The 18,843-nt window shown below is 67.5% G+C and carries 11 protein-coding genes; 7 read left to right on the forward strand and 4 right to left on the reverse strand.

Annotated features, from left to right (window positions below; translation table 11 throughout):
- Nucleotides 1–306: 306 nt before the first annotated feature.
- Nucleotides 307–1,077 (forward strand): transposase family protein, encoded by a 771-nt coding sequence (locus tag ACH4OW_RS32825; RefSeq protein ID WP_398031525.1) that lies wholly within the window; start codon nucleotides 307–309, stop codon nucleotides 1,075–1,077.
- 222 nt (nucleotides 1,078–1,299) lie between these two features.
- Here the strand turns inward: ACH4OW_RS32825 and ACH4OW_RS32830 are convergent, their stop codons facing one another.
- Nucleotides 1,300–2,022: an NrtR DNA-binding winged helix domain-containing protein gene (locus ACH4OW_RS32830; protein ID WP_360131822.1), complete on the reverse strand. Its 723-nt coding sequence runs from the start codon at nucleotides 2,020–2,022 to the stop codon at nucleotides 1,300–1,302.
- 86 nt (nucleotides 2,023–2,108) lie between these two features.
- On the opposite strand from ACH4OW_RS32830, the gene ACH4OW_RS32835 reads away from it, so the two are divergent.
- The 4 genes from ACH4OW_RS32835 to ACH4OW_RS32850 all read left to right on the forward strand — a co-directional run bounded on the left by ACH4OW_RS32835 (nucleotide 2,109) and on the right by ACH4OW_RS32850 (nucleotide 6,279).
- Nucleotides 2,109–3,860 (forward strand): hypothetical protein, encoded by a 1,752-nt coding sequence (locus tag ACH4OW_RS32835; RefSeq protein ID WP_398031527.1) that lies wholly within the window; start codon nucleotides 2,109–2,111, stop codon nucleotides 3,858–3,860.
- Nucleotides 3,857–4,780, forward strand: coding sequence for a hypothetical protein (locus ACH4OW_RS32840; RefSeq protein WP_398031529.1), 924 nt, complete (start codon nucleotides 3,857–3,859; stop codon nucleotides 4,778–4,780). Before ACH4OW_RS32835 ends, ACH4OW_RS32840 begins: the two co-directional genes overlap by 4 nt.
- Nucleotides 4,781–4,820: 40 nt before the next feature.
- Nucleotides 4,821–5,495, forward strand: a complete 675-nt coding sequence (locus ACH4OW_RS32845) for a hypothetical protein (protein ID WP_360131813.1) — start codon at nucleotides 4,821–4,823, stop codon at nucleotides 5,493–5,495.
- Between the two features lie 508 nt (nucleotides 5,496–6,003).
- Nucleotides 6,004–6,279: a hypothetical protein gene (locus ACH4OW_RS32850; protein WP_398031530.1), complete on the forward strand. Its 276-nt coding sequence runs from the start codon at nucleotides 6,004–6,006 to the stop codon at nucleotides 6,277–6,279.
- A 236-nt stretch (nucleotides 6,280–6,515) separates the two neighbouring features.
- On the opposite strand, the gene ACH4OW_RS32855 is transcribed toward ACH4OW_RS32850, so the two are convergent.
- Nucleotides 6,516–7,319, reverse strand: a complete 804-nt coding sequence (locus tag ACH4OW_RS32855) for a thioredoxin domain-containing protein (protein WP_398031531.1) — start codon at nucleotides 7,317–7,319, stop codon at nucleotides 6,516–6,518.
- A gap of 161 nt (nucleotides 7,320–7,480) precedes the next feature.
- Here ACH4OW_RS32855 and ACH4OW_RS32860 point away from each other — a divergent pair, with 161 nt between their 5' ends.
- Nucleotides 7,481–7,684, forward strand: coding sequence for a tyrosine-type recombinase/integrase (locus ACH4OW_RS32860; RefSeq protein WP_398031553.1), 204 nt, complete (start codon nucleotides 7,481–7,483; stop codon nucleotides 7,682–7,684).
- 161 nt (nucleotides 7,685–7,845) lie between these two features.
- On the opposite strand, the gene ACH4OW_RS32865 is transcribed toward ACH4OW_RS32860, so the two are convergent.
- Nucleotides 7,846–8,130, reverse strand: coding sequence for a hypothetical protein (locus ACH4OW_RS32865; RefSeq protein WP_360131807.1), 285 nt, complete (start codon nucleotides 8,128–8,130; stop codon nucleotides 7,846–7,848).
- A gap of 40 nt (nucleotides 8,131–8,170) precedes the next feature.
- The gene (locus ACH4OW_RS32870; protein WP_398031533.1) at nucleotides 8,171–15,277 is read right to left on the reverse strand and encodes an RHS repeat-associated core domain-containing protein; all 7,107 of its coding nucleotides are present in this window, start codon (nucleotides 15,275–15,277) and stop codon (nucleotides 8,171–8,173) included.
- Nucleotides 15,278–15,559: 282 nt separating this feature from the next.
- Between ACH4OW_RS32870 and ACH4OW_RS32875 the strand changes: the two genes are divergently transcribed.
- The gene (locus ACH4OW_RS32875) at nucleotides 15,560–18,511 is read left to right on the forward strand and encodes an FG-GAP repeat domain-containing protein (RefSeq protein WP_398031534.1); all 2,952 of its coding nucleotides are present in this window, start codon (nucleotides 15,560–15,562) and stop codon (nucleotides 18,509–18,511) included.
- The last annotated feature ends 332 nt before the right edge of the window (nucleotides 18,512–18,843 follow it).

Consider the following 18,843-nt stretch of genomic DNA (forward strand, 5'->3'; position numbering starts at 1 on the left):
AGACCTTCGAGAGACTCACGGTCCTGCGTAACAAAATTCTCGGTACCTCGGACAGTGATCTCGCCGTTGGTTCCCAGCTGGTTGAATTATTTCTCACTCATCGCGCGATAGAAGACTTCGTTGCAGTTGTGTACGAGTACCGGCGTGGCCCCCGCCACCGCATAATACGTGCGGACGCTCTGGACCGCGCGAGGGCAGCTCGGCGGTCGCGCAGGCTGGAACGAAGCTGGCCATCGCGACGGAGCCAACCATGCGCGAGGTCGTAAAGGGTGTTGCAGAAGGCCGTGATTTGGGCATTTTCTTCGTATGGCCGGTGTGTTGAGGGCTGATCGGGTGTGGGTGGAGACGTTCACGGGTCTGCGGCTGCGGCAGTTTGAGGGGCTGTTGCGGGCAGTGCGTGAGCGGGGCGGCAACGGTCCTGGTGGCGGTCGTCCGTGGTGCCTGCCGCTGGCTGACCGGGTCCTGCTGGTGACCGTCTACTACCGGACGAACCTCACGATGCGGCAGCTCGCGCCGCTGTTCGGAATCTCGCCGGCGACCGTGTGCCGGATCATCCAGCGGCTGCGGCCTTTGCCGGCACTCGAGCCGACCGCCCGGCCCACCGATGCCGCCGACCGGCTGTCGATCGTGGACGGTACCTTGATCCCGGTGAGCGACCGGACGGTCGGCGCATCGAGCCGCAATTACCGGTTCTCCGCGAACGTGCAGGTCATCATCGATGCCGACACACAGCTGGTGGTCGCCACCGCCCGGCCGGCTCCGGGCAACAAGGCCGACGCCCACGTCTGGCGGAGCTCCGGCCTGCCCGTCCGATGCCAGGGCGTGACCGTGCTCGGTGACGGCGCCTACCTCAACACCGGGCTCATCGTCCCGCACCGCAAACGCCAGGGACGGCCCCTCCTGCCGGGCGAGGAAGAGGACCATGCCGAACACCGCAAGGTCCGCGCCCGCGTGGAACATGCCTTCGCGAGGGTGAAGAACTACAAGATCCTCCGTGACTGCCGGCAGCGCGGCGACGGCCTCCACCACGCGGTCCAAGCGGTCGCCCACATGCACAACCTCGCCCTGGCAACATGACCACAACCGCCGGAACCGGGCCCTGACCTGCCAGACCACAGCCTTCTGCAACACCCTTTAGGAGTGTGATATTGCGGCAGTCTGGGACGGCGGCAACCCCGCCGCACTCAGCCACGACAGGCAGAAGATGCTGCGAACAGTCGGGGTCGGCCAGCAGTCGGAGACGAAAAGCACGGCGGCCTTCACAGTGGTGCCGCCTGGGCATCCGGGACACGAAACCGGCTATGCGGTCTGCCCATTACCGCGCAGCAAAGGTGGACTGAGAAGCCATGCACTCCCCCGACGGTAGAGGGCGGCCGGACGCCCGGTAGGGGGCAACCTCTGCTCCCCCGTGGACTGCACGAACCCCGCGGTATTGAGCACTTTGCGGCGGAAGTTGCTCGGGTCCAGATACTGGCCCCAGATCACTTCGTACACCGTGCGCAGCTCGCTCAGGGTGAACGGCTCCCCACAGAAAACCGTGGCGACAGCGGTGTACTCGAGCTTCCTGCGGATCTCCTCCAGGGCGTCCGCGAGGATATCCGAGTGATCGAACGCCAACCCCTGTGCACAGTCCGCGAGTTCCGACACAGGGGCCCAGTAAGCACGCCTGGCGTCCGTACCGCCCACGGGAACAGGAAGGTCGGGCCCTAGGGCGAGATAGGCGATCGTGACCACTCTTCCCCTCGGATCGCGTCGGGGGTCTCCGTAGGCGCCAAGCTGCTCCAGGTGCAGCCGACTACCGTCGATCCCGGCCTCCTCCCGGAGTTCGCGCAGCGCTCCCTCGCGCAAGGTCTCGTCCTTCTGGACGTAGCCGCCGGGTAGTGCCGCTCGGCCGAGGAAAGGCTCCACCCCGCGCTCGATCAGGAGCACCATCAGCTGATCGCCCCTGAGGGTGAAGATCGCCAAGTCCACGGTCACCCACGACGCCTCCACCTCAGCAGAGTCTTGCAGCCAGTCATCCACCAGAACCCCTAAAGGTCACATTGACTTAAACACCCTCAGCGCTTATGGTCTCATAGACCATAACTCCCGCGAAACAAGGGCAGGGCATGATCACTTTCCATGCGCCACCCACCAAGGAAGCGGTCGGTGAGCCCACCGCTGCTACCCGCCACTTATGCACCGGCGTGTACGTGGACGAACGATTCCGCGATCTCGTGATCGACAAGGTGTGCACCGCTCCGCACCGAAGGGTCGCCCCGTCCTACGGGTTCGACATCGTTCCCGTCATGCACCACGCGTGGCGGGCCGCCACACTGACGGCGCTCCTCCGCATGACGCTGGTGGGGGCCGTGATCATTCCGGCTTTAACGGGTGCCCTGCCCACCGCCATCCTTATCATCTGTGGTTTGGCCCTGCTGTTGCTGTTCCGCCTCGCCATACTGTTCCGGAACGTCGACCGAGAACTGATACCAAGACGGAAAAAGCCCAAACGACGCGGCCTGGGGACGGCGCGAGGCCATGAGCGCCTCTTCAGGCTGTTCTTCCCTCAGAGGTACCCAGAGAAGACGCGCTTTCTCAGCAAACGTATCGGTGTCGCCGCTTTCTCCCTGACACTGACCGGCCTGACTGTCGCACTTGTCCATCCGGACCGCGCCACGACTGCTCTCCACGTGGCCGCGGGCATAGCGTTGATGTGTTTGGGCGTCGGAGCCACCCGTCAGGTGATGCTCAACCACATCATGCGCGCGCCGACTCTCCGGCCAGGACGCCTGTCCGGCCGGCAACGAGCGGCGGACATACAGCAACACCACGTCTGTGCCGTATACCGCCGCCCCCGTCACAGGGAGGACGAAGAGGAGGGTGAGGACGACCTCACCATGTTCACGCTCTTCGGGGACGAGTCACCGTTCGTCGGGGCCGGCGAACTCGTCTACCAGTGGAATCCGCCCATGAACATCCAGTTACTGCGCCCCGCCGACGACAAAACACCGCTCCATGAACGCGAACATCCCGTGCCTCCCTTCCAAGCACACGAGCTGATCGAGTACCTGCGCAAAGCGGTTCAGCTACTGAATACCGACAGCCAGGACGTCCGGCTTCCCGCGCAGGTCCGCGATCGGGTCTACGTGGCCGAAACCGACGTGGCGATGGACCGCTCCCTTCTCCCGCAGAAGTTCGATGAGGCCGACCTGCGCGCCATCATCAACACGTCTGGAACCAGGCAACACCACTTCCTCGAAGTCACGACACCGACGGAAGGGTCGGAGTTCGTCGCGACCGTTCTTTTGCACGTTAGCCTTCAGGGACGCACTTTGATCATCTCCACAGCGGCATGCGTCCTGGCCCATACACCGAGGTCTTTCCAGCGCACCGAGGAGTTCGGCCACCACGGAATCATAGCCGTCGCCTTGGCGGCCTTCCGCGAATTGGTCACACTGCCCGTGGAGATCGAGCGCTCATGGCGGATCGTCCGCTACATCTATGCTCTGGGCAAGGCTGCCGTACTCCCTCGCGACCTCACCTCGGTACCGATCCGCAACGTTTTGACCGGCAGTCGGGTCAGCGTACGGGAAAGCTCGTCCCAGACATGGTCCAAAGTCCAACTCGAGAAGAGTGACATTCTGGGCCGGCTGAAGACGATCGAGCGACGGCTGCTTCATGCCGCCGACGACTTCCTGTGCGCCAAAGGAGTGGACACATCCGCATTCAACGACATGGCACTCAAGATCATCAACAGCGGCATCTTCAACCTCGGCGACAACAACACATTCAACGGCAACGCCGTCGGCGACGCAGCCCAGGTCAGCGTCTCGGCGAACCAGTCGGCGGTCTTCAACAACTCTGGTAATGAAGGATGACAGTGATCACTAATCGAGGCATTATCAGCCACGGCGACAACAACAACTTCAGCAACAACGCCATCGGCGAACACGCTCACGTCTCCGCAACCGACCGCTCCCATGACAACGGAACTCCCGTCGGCGACGGGAACGCCGATGAGCGGACCTCCACGTGGGACGTCGGAGTGGTCACGATTCTCAGCGAGGAACTGCGCTCCGTAATCGATGAGTTGGGGCTCGAGCGCCGCAAGGAACCCGGCGGGCTGTACTTCTACCGCGGCAAGCACACCACACCGGACTCGACCATCCGCATCGTGGCCATCCAGAGCCAGAGCCAGGGGCAGCGATCGGCGATGGCTGCCCTGGAGAACCTGCGCCGGCACTACAACCCGCGCTTGTGGGCCCTGGTCGGCGTCGGTGGCGGGATTCACGACGAGCACGCTCGTATCGGCAACGTCATCGTCTCCACCGACATCGTCTATTACGAGAATCGCAAGATCAATCCGCGCGGGGACGTCCGCCGCCGTGGGGAGCACCGGCAGGCGCCGGCACCGGTCGTCCACGCGGTGAACGCCTTTTTCACCGATCACGGAACCCCGGCACGCATCCATGGCCGGCTCCCCGCGCACGCCGCGCAGGAGTTTGAGGTCTACCCGGGCGTGATCGGGTCCGGCGAAGCCGTCATCGCCGACCGTGAAAGTGACATTCGCCGCTATCTCACGAACTACCACGAGAAGGTTCTGGCAGTGGACATGGAAGCCGGCGGGCTCAGCCAGTACTGGCAGGAGAACTCCGTCCACGGTGAGTTCAATCCCGGATGGATCGTGATCCGGGGCGTGTCCGACAACGCCGACGCGCAAAAGGGTCACGGATATCACGAACTCGCGTCTCGTAACGCCGCGCACATTCTGCGGCGGCTCCTTCCCTATCTCTTCTGACCGCAATGGCAAACGATCAAGGTCGCCCAACCTTAGGGAGATGGCTCACTTGACTGAATTTCTATTCGGAATACTCAGTTCTCTGGCAGCCAGCGCGATCCTGCTCGTCCTCGGCCTCCTGCGCGGCTCGCGCCCGCTGTGGTGGCTGGTTACCGCCTGCTCCTGGTGCACCGGCACAGGACTCGGCCGTGTGTACCGTCATCAATCGTCCGCCGAGCAGGACATCGCACGCGACCTGGGCCGAGCTCGCTGGATCAAGGTCCTGACAGGGCGCGGAAACGTGCTCACCCGTGACGTCTTTTCCCCTTTGTGGGCGGGCGAACTGTCCCCGGAGTACGTCCAGGTCCTGCTGCCCGACCCACGCATCCAAGGTGACTCCTGGCTTGACCGGCGCTCACAGGACCTGCGCCGGTTCGATCCCGGCTTCACCCCGGATCTGCTCAGGAGCCAGGTCCGGACGAACATGGACTACCTGACCCAGGTGTCCCGCACACAACGGAACTTCGAGCTGAGAAGCTTCAATCTGCCCAACACCTGTCGCGTGATCGCAACGGATCGGGCTGCCTACCTCACCTTCTACAGCAACTCCGCTCACGGCAGGAACTCTCCGTGCCTGTATGCCCGTGCGCCTGGCCTCCTGTACTCCATTGCCCTGCAGCAGTTCGATGCGGCCTGGATGGACAGCTCCCCCGTACTCCCGGCATCCCAGCCCTGACGCCATCCGGCAAACGCTCCCTCCTTCCTCGCTACACACCTCACATGTCGGTGGCAGAGGCAAAGATCCGGACCATACACGGACCAACGCTCCCCCAATGGCGCTCACAGCCAGCATCGGAGCAGGTCAGCGTCACCATGAGCCCTGTACCACCAACAGACGAAGAACCTGCTGGTGAGCTACTCACCGAAGAAGCTGGGTTTCTTCTAACGGCCCGCAAGGAGGCGCCTGACCTGAACTTCTGCCGGTGAGGCGCCTTATGCCCGCCCACCCACAGCGAGGCCCGCAATGCGCGGCCTCTCCCGGTTCTCCCACCGCTGCCCCCTCCTGATCAGCTCCTCCGGACCAGTCACGGACCCAAACCTCGGTCGCCCGAGTGCAGCCAGAACGAGAACCAGGCGTGCCACAGGTCGTACGGTCGCTTAACCAGGCCGGTGGCACGTTCCCTCCGGGTCAGGGCCAACTCGCGGGCCCATGCCCACGTCGTTCCGTTAGCCGCAGCGGCCACGTGCTTGTCCGCCACCACCTACCAGGCGCTAAGCGTGGCGGCAGAGACCGGCGGAACGGCCCCGTCCTCATCGACGCCCTTCTCGACGCCGGCTCGACACCACTTGTCAGGCCCGCCATTGAGTCGGGTGCCTCCAACCACCAGTGGCTCACCCTCGCCGACCGCATTCGTAACTCTCGCCCCACCGACGCGCTCCCCGTGTACCTGCACTTCCTCGAACCGCTCAAGGAGCCCACCGGCGACGCCGCCTACCAACAGCTCACCCCCTCCTCCTGAGCATCCGCGCCCGTCACCGGCTCCTCAGTACGGACGAGGGCTTCACCGCGTGCGCCGCGGCCCTGGGCACCGAACTCAAACACGAGCGCAAGCTGATGCCGACGTGGGACGAGCACGGGATGTGAGGCGCCGGTGCCAGCAGGCTCGCACCGGCACCGGAACGGAAGCCCCGGCCGGCGGAAGGTAGCCGCCCGGGGGCGCGTTACGCAGCCGACGCCTGCGTCACCGCCGTCGCCTCACCCCTTGTCCCCGCGCACCTGCCGGATGAACTCTCCCGGAGAGACCGGGACGCCGTCGTCACCCAGCACGGTGACCGTCGAGCCGTCGAGAGTGACAGCAGGCAACGCGTCCTCGTCACCGTTCTGGTTGTGGGCTGCGGCGACCTTCTTCGCCCAAGGCAGATAGGTCAGTTCCCGTACGGCCTTGTCGAACGCCGGTGTCCGCAGACCGTCCACCCGGCCGGCGATCCCCAGCAGCGTTTCCGGCGAGGCCAGCGCGTCACCGTCCCACTCCTCCCGGCCCGACCGGCCAGCGAGGACCGCATCCAGGTACCGCACGAACTTCTCCGGCCCCTCATTGGCTGCCGCCCCCAGCGCGTTGACCGCCCACCGTGAGCCTTTTCCGCCCCGGGCGTCGTCCTCGACGGTGGCGAGCCGGTACTCGATGCGGTACGCGCCCTTGTCGGCGAGCTGTCGCATGGCCCGGCCCAACGCAGCCTCCATGCGGGCGCAGGGCGCACACCGCGGGTCCACCACGACCGACAATGTGTGCCGCGCGTCGGCCTTCCCGTACAGCACGGAAGTCCGCTGTTCCCCCACCGTGTTGGCCGGCACGACGAGCGGCCTGCCCTCCGCCTCGTCCTCCGCCGCACCACCGAGGGCGAACACCGTACCGATCACCGCAGCCACCACCACGACCGCCCCGACAACCGAGAACCGCCGTCGCGCCCGCCTCCTCCTGGCATCCCGCTCACGCTCACTCTTGAGCTGCTCCCGAGCCGTCCGACCGTCCGGATCCGGGTCCGCGCCCATGTGGTCCATGTGCTCTCCCTGCTCGCGCCGCACTGCTTGCCCTGGTGGTACCGGCTGGTCATTCTGCTGTACCGATCCGCCTCCGGACAGCTTCGCTCTGCCGTCACCCATGAGGACATGCCACTGCACGTACTGTCGTTCCGGAGGCACTTGCCTGAACGCACCGACACATCCGTGGCGCGATAAGAGCGCCCCGAAACCGCCTGCCCAACACTGCCCGCAAGGCCGGCCTCCGCCGCATCCGCTTCCACGACCTCCGGCACTCGACCGCGACCCTGCTTCTACGACAGGACATCGCACTCGTCGTGATCAGGGAACTCCTTGGTCACGCCCACATCGGCGTCACCGCCCCTTCCGCCACCCTCGTCCGCTGACGTCGTCGTCATCTACTGCCGCAGCGGCGCACAGAAGTCTCCCAAGCGCATGCCCGACACGGCTCAACATTCGCTACGCTCCTCCCCTTTGATCCTCGGCATCACTGAGACCAAGGAAGCCCCGGTCGGCAGTAGTCGCCGACCGGGGCTCATCCTGCGCGTTAGTTGTAACCGGGAAGCCAATCCAGCTGCTGGAGGGCGGCCAGGTCACCACGAACCAACATGGACATCACCCGGGTCGTCTCCGCCCGCGAAACGTTCTGGAGATGGCGAGGCTGGACGTCGCTGTCATCGAGGTTTTCAAGCACCAGAGTTCCGTCCTGAAACGCTGAAACAATCCAGGAGGAGTCATCATCCGTGACTGACACGTCTGGGTGCTCATCATCGATGGGCCCACCGAGCTCAGCGACGAGCGACGGTACGTCGGCCTCGGTGCCGTCCTCCATACCCCCGTCTCGATGCGTAAACGTAATCGACATCGTCGACTCACCTCCTATTGCGTGGAGCGCCGTTCGGCACCGCCCACTCCGAGTAGCCGCCGGAGCCACCGGGATGCAGCAGATGCTGCCAGAGCGACCCAGGATCATGCTGGGAACGCGGCACGAGGCGCATCACTCCCTGTCGCCCACCAGCGTTGGAAGCCGGCTCATGTTGCCAAGTCCACCCAGCCGGTGTTCGTCTGCCTCCCTGCGAGGAGACAGCCCTACCGATCCCCGGAATCATTTGCTCCATCGACTGAGCGAAGCCGGCGTCCGACTGAAGCGCCGCGTCGAGCGCTGTATTTGCCCGCCTGAAATGCGTACCTCGCGATCGACCGAAATCGACTGCGTCGAGCGTCATCTCAAAGGCGACCGAATAGGCTTGGGGGCCGCCTCCGCAACCACATGATTCGCCGGCAGAGTTTACGCCAGAGCTGCAGTTGTGTACGAGTACCGGCGTGGCCCCCGCCACCGCATAATACGTGTGGACGCTCTGGACCGTCAGGTTGTGGACGGTCGCGTTCTGGGTCCATGCCCGGACGGCGGTGATCTGGAGCCAGGTGCCGGAGCTGGTCCGGAGCCACTGGCCGGGTTTCAGGTCGCCGGCGTCGAGCCACTTCTTCAGGTCGGGGACCCAGAAGGGGTGGCCGTCGGTGGCGATGAGGCTGCCGGTGGAGCCGTCCGGATCCGCAGGCTGGGAGACCTTGACGGTCTTGCCGGAGTCGCCGGGCCGGGCTGTTGCCGGGGCGGCGTCCTTGCCAGGGCCTTCGGCCGAGGTGCGGACGGAGAGGCGGACCAGGTCCTTGCTGCCCTCTCCGATGATGGTCGCGACGACCGGTTCGGCCTTGGTTTCGCCCGTTTCCGGGTCGGTTGCCAGGACCTTGTCGCCCGTTTTGACGTCCTCGATGGGCTTGCGGGTGCCGTCGGCCATCAGGACCTTGGTGCCGGGCACGAAGCTGTTGGTGGCGCAGCTCTGGTTCTGCTGGGGCTGGGCTGCCTCCTTTACCTGTTCCTTGACCTGTTCCTTGACCTCCTGCTTGATCTCCTTCTTGATCTGCCGGGATCCCTGCGGCTTGGCCTGCTTGGGTTTGGGGTGGGGCTTGGGGCGGGGCTGCGGCTTGGCGCGGGGCTTGGGCCGCTGCTTGGGTGCGGAGCGGTACTTGGCCGAGCGCTTGGGTGCCGCCTTGGACGCGGCGCGCTGCTTGGCCTTCTTCGCCGCCTGGGCCGCGAGCTTGCGGGCCGCGGCCGCGCGGGCCTTGGCTGCCGCGGCCTGCTGGGCCTTCTTCCGGGCCGCTGCGGCGGCGGCCCGCTTGGCGGCTTCGGCCAGCGCCCGGCGCTTGGCGGCCTCCGCGGCGAGCCGCTTGGCCAGCGCTCGCGCCGCGGCCTGCGCCGCGCGGCGGGCGGCGGCGCGGGCCGCCACCTGGAGGGCGATGCGGGCGGCGATGCCGATCAGGATCGGGAAGAAGTCGCCGTCCGGGTCGGACTCGGTGGCCGGTGCGTTGTTGGCGTAGGCGTACGGGTTCATCTGCTGCGGGATGCCGAAGTCGATGACCGGGTCCACCGTGGTGAAGCGTCCGGTGGTCGGGTCGTACTCCCGCGCTCCGAGCTGGGTGAGGCCCGTTTGCTCGTCGGTCCGGCCGCCGACGAACCCACGCTTGCCGGGCCAGGAGGTGGGCCGGGCTCCTCTCGCCTCGCCGAAGGGGGTGAGCAGCCGGCGTTCGACCGGAAGCCCCTCCTGGTCGAGGCCGACCGAGGTGTAGGCGCTGCCGTGGTGGTCGTTGAGTAGCAAGGTGAGCTTGCCCTTGCCGCCGGTGCCGTCGCCCTCCTCGGTGGTACGCACCGTGGTGGCGCCGTCGGGGTGCTCGTAGTACCGGGTGGTGGACAGCTTGCCCTTGGCGTCCACGGTCAGCTCGGTCTCGCCGAGGTAGAGCGTGGTGGCGCCGTCGGCGCTGCGGTGGATGAGCCGGTTCCCGTTGGCGTCGTAGAGGTTCTCGGTGGTCCTGCCGTTCTCCGTGATCTTGGCGAGGTTCCCCTCGGCATCGTAGGAGAGGGTCTGGGCCGTGCCGCCGACCTGGCGGGACGTCATGTTGCCGGCGTCGTCGTAGGCGTAGGTGTTGACCGAGGTTCCGTCGGGTCCCTTGGACTCGACCTTGGACAGGGCGCGCGGCCGGTCCTTGCCCGGGCCGGGGTAGTGGTAGGTGCGGGTGACGTCCTTGGCCGTGTTGCCGCCGGTGTCGTGCTCGACCAGCTGGGTACGGTTGCCGACCGCGTCGTAGCCGTAGCTGTGCCAGTACGCCTGCGGGCCGCCGACGTTGGTCTTGGACGGGGTCGCCGCGCAGTCGTCGGTGGCCGTCCAGGCGGAGGTCATCCGGCGCAGCGCGTCGTAGGCGAAGCACTGGGTGTCGGCCTGCCCGGCGTCCGGCATGGCCGCGCCCGGGGTGCGGGCGAGCTTGGTGACGTTGCCGGCCGGGTCGTAGCCGTAGGCGATGTCGTCGATGCGTCCGCCGTTGGCGTCCTTGCTGTCGCGGTCGTGGACGGTGCGCACCAGGCGGCGGGTGTGCTCGTCGTAGAAGGACGTCGAGTAGACCTTCCTGCCTTGCACGCCGGACTGGCTGCGCAGCAGTTCACCGGAGGCGGAGTACTCCACGTGGGAGGAGTAGTCCGTCAGTCCGCCGATGCCGGTCGGCAGGTCCTCCTTGTTGTAGCTGGTGGCGAGCCGTTCCTTGACCATGGGGCCGGTCTGCGGGATAAGCGTCCAGAACGGCAGACCCGTGTTGGGCTTGTAGCCGTACTCGTACGCGTAGGTGCCCGCGAGCTTGCCCTCCGTGGACGGGATGACGAGCTGGGTGCCGGTGGGCTGGTAGGCGTGGTTGTAGCCGGTGACCTCGTTGCGGTACTGCGCGTCGCCTGCGTACCGGATCGACGCGGACGGCAGGCCCTTGACCAGGGTGTCGTAGGTCCACTCGGCCAGCTTGGGGCCGTCCTGGCCGCCCTCGCGCAGGGATGTCGGCCGGTCCAGGGCGTCGTAGGTGGTGGACACCCGCTTGCCGCGGGCGTCGGTGACGGTGACGGGCCGGTCGTCCCGGTCGTAGGCCGTGGTGCTGGTGCCGGCGTCCGGGTCGGTCTTCTTGACCTGCCGGCCGCGGGCGTCGTACTCGAAGGTCCAGGTGTTCTTGTCGGGGTCGGTGACCTTCGACAGCAAGCCCTTGCGGTTGTACTCGTAGGAGGTGTCGTTGTACTTGGTGCGCTCGGCGTCGAGGTACTCGCGACGCTTGGTCGTACGGCCTTCCGGGTCGGTGGAGGTCGTCGTGACAGTGGCGCCCTTCGGCGGGAAGACCGTGGACTCGTTGCCACGGTATTCGGCCGTGGTGACCTGCTGGTCGTCACCGAAGCGCCGGGTGACCTCCTTGACCGGGCGGCCCAGGCCGTCGAGGGTGGACGCCGTCTGGTGCGGGACCTTGTTGTCGCCGACGATCAGCAGCGTCTCCCCCACGTCGCCCTCGGCGAAATAGGCGTCGTTGGTCTTGACGACCCGGCCGTGGGTGTCGTGGAAGGTGTCGGTGATCAGCCGCCCGCCGCCGACGCCCGGGTCCTGGTTCTGCCGCTCCCTCAGCATGCCGTCGTAGATCTGCGCCGAGGTGGAGTAGGAGCCGTCCTCCTTCAGGGAACGGGTGGTCACCGTGGTCGGCTTGGACTTGGTGACCTTGTAGTCGTATTCGGCGCTGGGCGACTGGCCCTTGCCCTTGTCGCGGTTGACGTCCCAGACCTTGGTCAGCCGGCCCAGGCCGTCGTAGAGCATGTCGTTGCGCCGGCCGTTGGCGTCGACGACGGCCGTGGTGGTGCCCCGTGCCGGGTCGGCGTACGTGGTCTCGGTGTGCCCGAGCGGGTTGGTGACCACCGTCTTGGTGGGGATGGCGCCGGTGGCCGGGGTGTACGCCGTGCGGGTCGCCTCGTCGTTGGCGTCCCAGCTGGTGACCGGGCGGCCGTGCACGTCGTACTCGGTGCGCTCGGCGACCTGGTAACCCTTGCCGTCGCCGGTGATCTCCTCGACGGCGGTGACGTCGCCCTTGACCGGAGCGGCACCGAACTTGCCGCCGTCGAAGGAGGTGCGGGTGTCGGAGACCACCTGGCCGCCGGACGCGCCGCAGGCGCCGGTGACGGTGCGCTCCTGGGACTCCAGCTCCAGGATCCACTTGTCGGTGTTGCGGGCGTAGGTGACCGTGGTGCAGGCGTCGTCGTCCGGGTCCGCGAGATCACCGAAGTCGTGCGTGGTGACCGGCTGTCCGTACTCGTCGTAGGTGATGGTCTCCTTGGTGCGCAGCCAGCTCCCGTCGCCCTGCCGGGTGCGATCCTCGCTGCTGCCCGGCTGGCCCAGGTACGCGTGCAGCAGGGGTGCCGTGCGCGTGGGGTCCTTGTCGTCCGCGCGGCTGCGGGTGGCAGTGATCTTGGAGATGGGGGTCGCCTTGGTGGCGGACTCCAGTTGGCCGCCCTCGTCCAGGTAGGTCAGCGACTCCCGTTGCTGGCCGCCGTACTGGGGCAGGTCGGCGATGGTGCCGCCGTCGGAGTCGGTGACCTGGACCTCGCGCTTCTTGCCGTCCGGAAGCCGGTCTCCGTCCATGCCCCGGAAGTAGAGGTGTTCGGTCATGGCGCGCTTGCCGTCGTCGCCGCGGCCGGTGAGCGTGCGGACCTTGGCGTAGCCGCGGTACTGGCTCCAGGTGCGGTGCTTGTCCTCGGTCAGCTCGCTTTCGTCCCAGGCCCAGGCCGGGGCCCCGACGTACTGGTAGGAGGTGACCTTCGGCGCGGCGTCGGTGACCTTGTCCTCTTCGCGGACCTCGGTGACGACGTACTTGTGGAACCAGTCCTGGAGGGGCTTGTCGGCCCACTCGGGCGTCCAGAAGAACGGGTAGCACCGCATGCCGTTGTCGTGCGCGGTGGGCAGCTTGACCTTGCCCGGCATGGCCGAGCACTCCTGGGCGGAGTAGGTCACGCCGACCGTGGAGCCGTGCTCGGTGTCCACGGCGTGGACGCGGTACCGGGCGAACGGCTCCAGCCCCTCGAAACCGTCGACGCGATTGTGCATCATCTCGCCGCGGAAGGTCACCGGGGGCAGGGTGGTGTCCTGGCCGCCGGTGTGCCCGGTGCGGGTGATGGAGGCCAGCCACAGCGCGGGGCTGGTGCCGTCGGTCGCCGGGAAGCTCTGTACGAGGTCCCAGGTGTCGGCCTTGGCGTAGGCGCCGTCGGCCAGTACCTCGGTGGTGACCTTCGTCAGGCGCTTGGTCGTCCAGAAGCTCGGGGAGAGCTTGTTGGTGCACTTGGCGCCCGCGTCACACTTGAGGTCGAAGGGGACGTCGGGCCAGTACTTGGCGTTCTCCTTGGTCAGCTTCCCCGGCGCGCAGTCGAACGCGGAGCCCGGCAGGCAGCGCTCCGCCACCTGGAAGTGGACCCGCGCGGCGGCCTTGCCGGTGAACAGGGCGTTGTGCCGCTGGCCGTAGTCGATGCGGGTCAGGTAGGCGTCGCGGTCGTAGCGGACCGGCTTGTCCGCCTTGCCGAGCCGCCCGTAGTGGTTGGTGTCCTTGGCCCACCACAGGCTCATGGCGTCGCCGTGCGGGTCCACCACGTAGTCGAGGTTCCAGCGGTACGCCTGGGTGCAGTCGGACGTGTCGAAGGAGCCGGTGTGGCACGGTTCGCCGGCGTGGTTGCCGAACACCGGAACGGTCTGTGTGGAGTGCGTTTCCGGCTTGCCGTCGGACCAGCCGGGGAGACGGTTCAGCCCGAACCAGTACTGGGTGCCGTCGGTGGTGGTCAGCACCCAGTGCTCACCGTCGTCGTCGCCGTTGGCGGCGCCCTTCTTCAGCTCGATCCGGGCGCCGTCGTCGTCGGCGAGCTTCCACTCGCCGGTCTTGTCGTCCCGGACGAGTTCGTTGCTGGAGCCGTCCAGGGACAGGGTGAGGCTGTCCGCGAACCAGCACAGGTCGCCGGTCTTGGTCTTGTTGTTCGCGCCCTCCTTCATGTCCTGGGAGCAGGACTTGTAGCGGCGCTCGACGAATCCGGGGTGGTAGTCCCAGCCCTCACCGATCCAGGAGGACTGGTTGTTGGTGGAGGCGGTACGCCCGTCGATGGCCTGGGAGGAGTAGCCGAACTCGATCTCGGGCTCGGGCCCGCCCGGCGCTTCGGGGACGTCGATGGGGTGGGTCCAGGAGAAGCCGCCGGACTGCCCGCCCGCGGCCCAGGTGCCGGACGGGGACAGGGAGGTGGCGCTGAAGCTGCCGGCGGAGCCTGACGTTCCGGCCGCTGCCGCGAGTGTCAGCGGGTGGCCGGCGGAGAGGGTGACGCGGGCGGTCAGCCGCCGTGCGGCGGAGTCGTTCTCGCCGCCGATCTCCTCGGGCGTGGCGCAGCCGGCCCGCCCGGGAGTGGTGGCGGCGCAGTCGGGGAGCCGTACCAGCCGCAGCCGGGAGCCCCAGTCACCACCGTAGTGCTGGGCGTAGGAGGAGTAGTCGAGCTCGACGTCCACCTGCTGCCGGGGCGGTGCGCGCTGCGCGGCCGCGGTGCCGGCAGTCTGCGCGCGGGGGCCGGCGTCGTCCGGTGAGGACTCGCCGTCCGCCTTCCCGGACCGTGAGACCTTGCCGGAACCGGTGTCGCCGGCCTGGTCGCCCTCGCGGTCGTCGGACGCGGGCGCGGCGGTGCCGGTGAGTTTGATGACCGGCCCGTCCACGCCGAGGCCGGACATGGTCCCGGTGTCCGGCAGTTCCACCTTGACGGTGTCGAGGCCGGGCTCGGCGGAGGCCGCGCGGCGCTGCCCGACGGGGGTCACCCGCACCGGCAGGTTGCCGGCCTTTCCGGCTCTTCCGGCCGCGCGCCGGCCGTCGCCGCGAGGGGCGAGGGATGCCTTGGTGGCGGAGGCCAGGTCAACTTCGGCGTGGCCGCGCGGTAGTTGCGCGGCCGGGGTCTTCCACGGGGTGGCGGCGCCGTTCCCCCCGGCGCGCTTGCGGCCGGACCACTCGTGGCCCGCCACCGGCCGATCCCGCTGGAGCGCCGGCAGATCGGCCCCCGTACGGCCCGCCTCGGCCGGGCTGACCGGGCTCAACAGGGTTATCAGCAGCGAGAGGAATACCACTGAGATGGTCGGTCTCCATCGTCTTCGCGGAGACCACCATTCACGTAACACAGGCACGACCGCTCCTAAAGGTCAGGTAAAGCTCACGCCGTTATATCGGTTCGCATTATTGTTCGACAACCCCACATCAATGGTGCTTTGGTGTCACGCGCGCCCCGTCCAGGCGCAAAGAACCGGTAAAGAGTTCGTCCGGATTATGAGGTCAAAGACCATCCCGCAGAAGGGAAAAATGTGATATTGACGAGCGGTCGTCTCAGACCCCGCAGAGCTTTGCGCGCCCGAGTGAGCGCCCTGGCGCTCGTGGTCGGCGTCGGCACTTTGTCCCTGGCCCCGCAGGCCGGAGCGGCCGGTGTCTCTTCCGCCTCCGAAGCCGCCCGAACCCCGGCCGGCCCGGCCGCGTCGCCCGCCACCGAGGCCGGCGCACTGGCCCTGGCACGCAGCAGCGGCGAACCAGTGGAGGTCACCGCGCTGCGGACGGAGACCCAGGAGGTGGTCGCCAACCCGTCCGGCACCTTCACCCTCACCCAGCACGCCGGCCCCGTACGGGCACGAAAGGACGGCAAGCTGGTGCCCGTCGACGCGACACTGGGACGCGTCGGCGACAGGATCAGGCCAAGGGCCACGACACTGGACGTCGCTTTCTCGGCGGGCGGTGACAAGGCCCTGGCCACCCTGTCCGAACAGGGCCGTTCGCTGACCCTGGAGTGGCCCGACAAGCTCCCGGCCCCGGTCCTGGACGGCAATGAGGCCACCTACCCGGAGGTGTTCCCGGGCGTCGACCTCAAGATGCGCGCCGAGACGGAGACCATCTCCCAGCTCCTGGTCGTCAAGACCGCGGAGGCCGCACGCAATCCCGAACTCAAGCAGCTGAGCCTGGGCTTGAAGGAGCACGGGTTAACCGTCCAGGAGGATCCCGGGTCCGGTACGGTCCGCGCCGTCAACCCCGCCGGCCAGGAAGTGTTCTCCTCCGCCACTCCCCGTATGTGGGACTCCTCGACGCCCGCCGCCTCCCCGCCCGGGGCCTCCGGCGCGCGCCGCGCACGTGCCGCCGCCCCGGCCGGACCCGCGGACACGGGCAGTGCCGAACCCGGCGGTAAACAGGCCGACGTCGGCCTGGACTACTCGAATGGGGTCCTGACCCTGACGCCGGACCAGAGCGTACTCAACGGGCACGACACCACCTACCCCGTCTACATCGACCCCACCTTCGGCGGCAAGCGCCAGGCATGGACCATCGCCTACAAGCCCGCCCCCGGCACCTCCTTCTGGAACGGCGCGGGCTGGAGCGGCAAGGGCACCTCCGAGGCCCGGATCGGCCACGAGAGCAGCGGCGGCGGCACGGCGCGCTCCTTCTTCCAGATGGATTCAAAGGGCCTGGCCGGAGTCGACGTGGTCTCGGCCCAGTTCACCATCGTCAACATTCACTCGTGGTCCTGCACCCCCTACCCCGTCGAACTGTGGGACACCGGGACGATCTCCCCCCGCACGACGTGGAACCAGCAGCCCGACTGGATCCGGCTCGTACAGACACTGAGCTTCGCCCACGGCAACGACGAACACGGCTGCGGGGACCGCGGCGTGGACTTCAACGTGACCTCGATGGCCAAGGACGCGGCCAAGAAGAAGTGGGCCACCATGACGCTCGGCCTGCGGGTGCCCAAGGAGTACGAGGACCGCAGGGATCCGTACGCCTGGAAGAAGTTCAACAGCAACCCGAAACTGATCGTCGAATACAACCGTGCCCCCAACAAGCCCACCGGCCACGGCAGCAACCCGCACGTACCGTGCCAGGCCACGCCGTACCCGAAGATCGGCAACACCGACGTCCAGCTTTACGCGAAGATCGCCGATCCGGACGGCGGCACGCTCAAGGCGCGCTTCCTGATGTGGCCCACCGGCAGTACCGCCGGCAGCGTCTTCGACAGGACGGTGAACGTCACCAGCGGCAGCATCGCCAAAGTGACCGTGCCCAAGAGCACCTTCAAGGACGGCACCTCCTACTCCTGGCAGGTCGCCGCGCAGGACGGACGGTCGACCACCGCCATGACACCCGAACCGCCGTGCCGGTTCGCCGTCGACAAGACCCGCCCGAGCACCCCTCCCGCGGTCAGCTCCCAGGAGTTCCCCAACGGGGACGACGGCACCCACGGCGCCCCGGCCAGGACCACCGGCACCTTCACCCTCGACAGCAACGGCGCCAAGGACGTGGTCCGGTACGTCTACGGGCTCAACCAGAAGAACCCGACCACCAAGGCCGGCCCCGCCGCCCCCGGCGGCAGCGCGCAGGTCAGGCTCACCCCTACGCACGCCGGTCCGCACGTGCTGTACGTCTACAGCGAGGATGCCGCGGGCAACCGCTCCGACACGGGGGCCTACCTCTTCTACGCCTCCGGCGCCGGCATCAAGGACAAGCCCGGTGACCTCAACGGCGACGGCACCCCGGACCTGTGGGCCGTGGACATCGACAACAAGCTGCGCATGTACCCCGGTAACGGCAACGACGGGAATCTCGGTACGCCGATGACCGCCGCCGAATCCGGATTCGACAACACCCTGATCACCCGCCGCGGCGACTACACCAACGACGGTTACGAGGACCTGGTGGCCCGCCATGCCGACGGCAGACTCTGGGTGTACGCCAATACGGGATTCGGTGAGATCGACACCGACAACGCCCAGGAATTCACGCAGTTCGTCCCCGAGCTGGACCCGACCAAGATCACGCAGATCACCTCCCTGGGAGACATCACCGGCGACGACTACCCGGACCTCCTCGCCCGCGTCGGCGACGGTCTGTGGTTCCTGGCCGGCCACCCCAAGGGCTACGTCGAGGACGCCTATCCGCTGGCGGAGTCCGGCTGGGGCCGCCGCGATCTCGTGGCCCCCGGTGACCTGACCGGTGACGGGCGGCCGGACCTGCTCGTCCGCGACGACACGACCGGCCAGGTCCTGCTGCATCACGGAGCAGCGGACGCGGCCACGGGCGGCACCGACCCCGTCAGCCTGGTGAACGGCACCACCAGCGTCTACGGCTCCGGTGGCTGGTGGCGGGCCAAGCGGCCGCTGCTGGCCGCGCCCGGTGACGCGAACGGCGACAAGCTCACGGACCTGTGGGCGACCACCGACGAGGACACCGGCACGCTGCTGTACTACCCCGCCAAGGGCACCGTGCACGACACTCCGGTGCTGGTCGGTACCGGGGGCTGGCGGACCACCATCAGGGCCATCGCCTGACCGGTGCGCGCACCGCACGCGGTCGGCGCCCCGCGCCTTCGGCAGGGGCGCCGGCCGCTCGTGCGTTCACCTCGTGGGCGCCGTACGCGACATCGGTCCGGTCCGGGACGTCAGCGTACGTGATCGCCCACTGTGGCCGTTGACTGCTCCGGCTCGCGCAGTTCATCAGGCGGTGTGGCATGTCTTCGGCAGAGCGGCCACCAGCAAGATGGTCGAGGAGTTCGGGCCGCATCTGTTGCGGCTAGGCCTCAGATGTCGGCTGTCATCGATGCGTCCTGCAAAAGATGGCGTTCGGTCACTTGGTCCGACCTGCGCTCCATCGCAACCTCACT

Origin of the sequence: Streptomyces sp. NPDC017056 (genome assembly GCF_044332485.1) — a bacterium.
GTDB lineage: Bacteria > Actinomycetota > Actinomycetes > Streptomycetales > Streptomycetaceae > Streptomyces.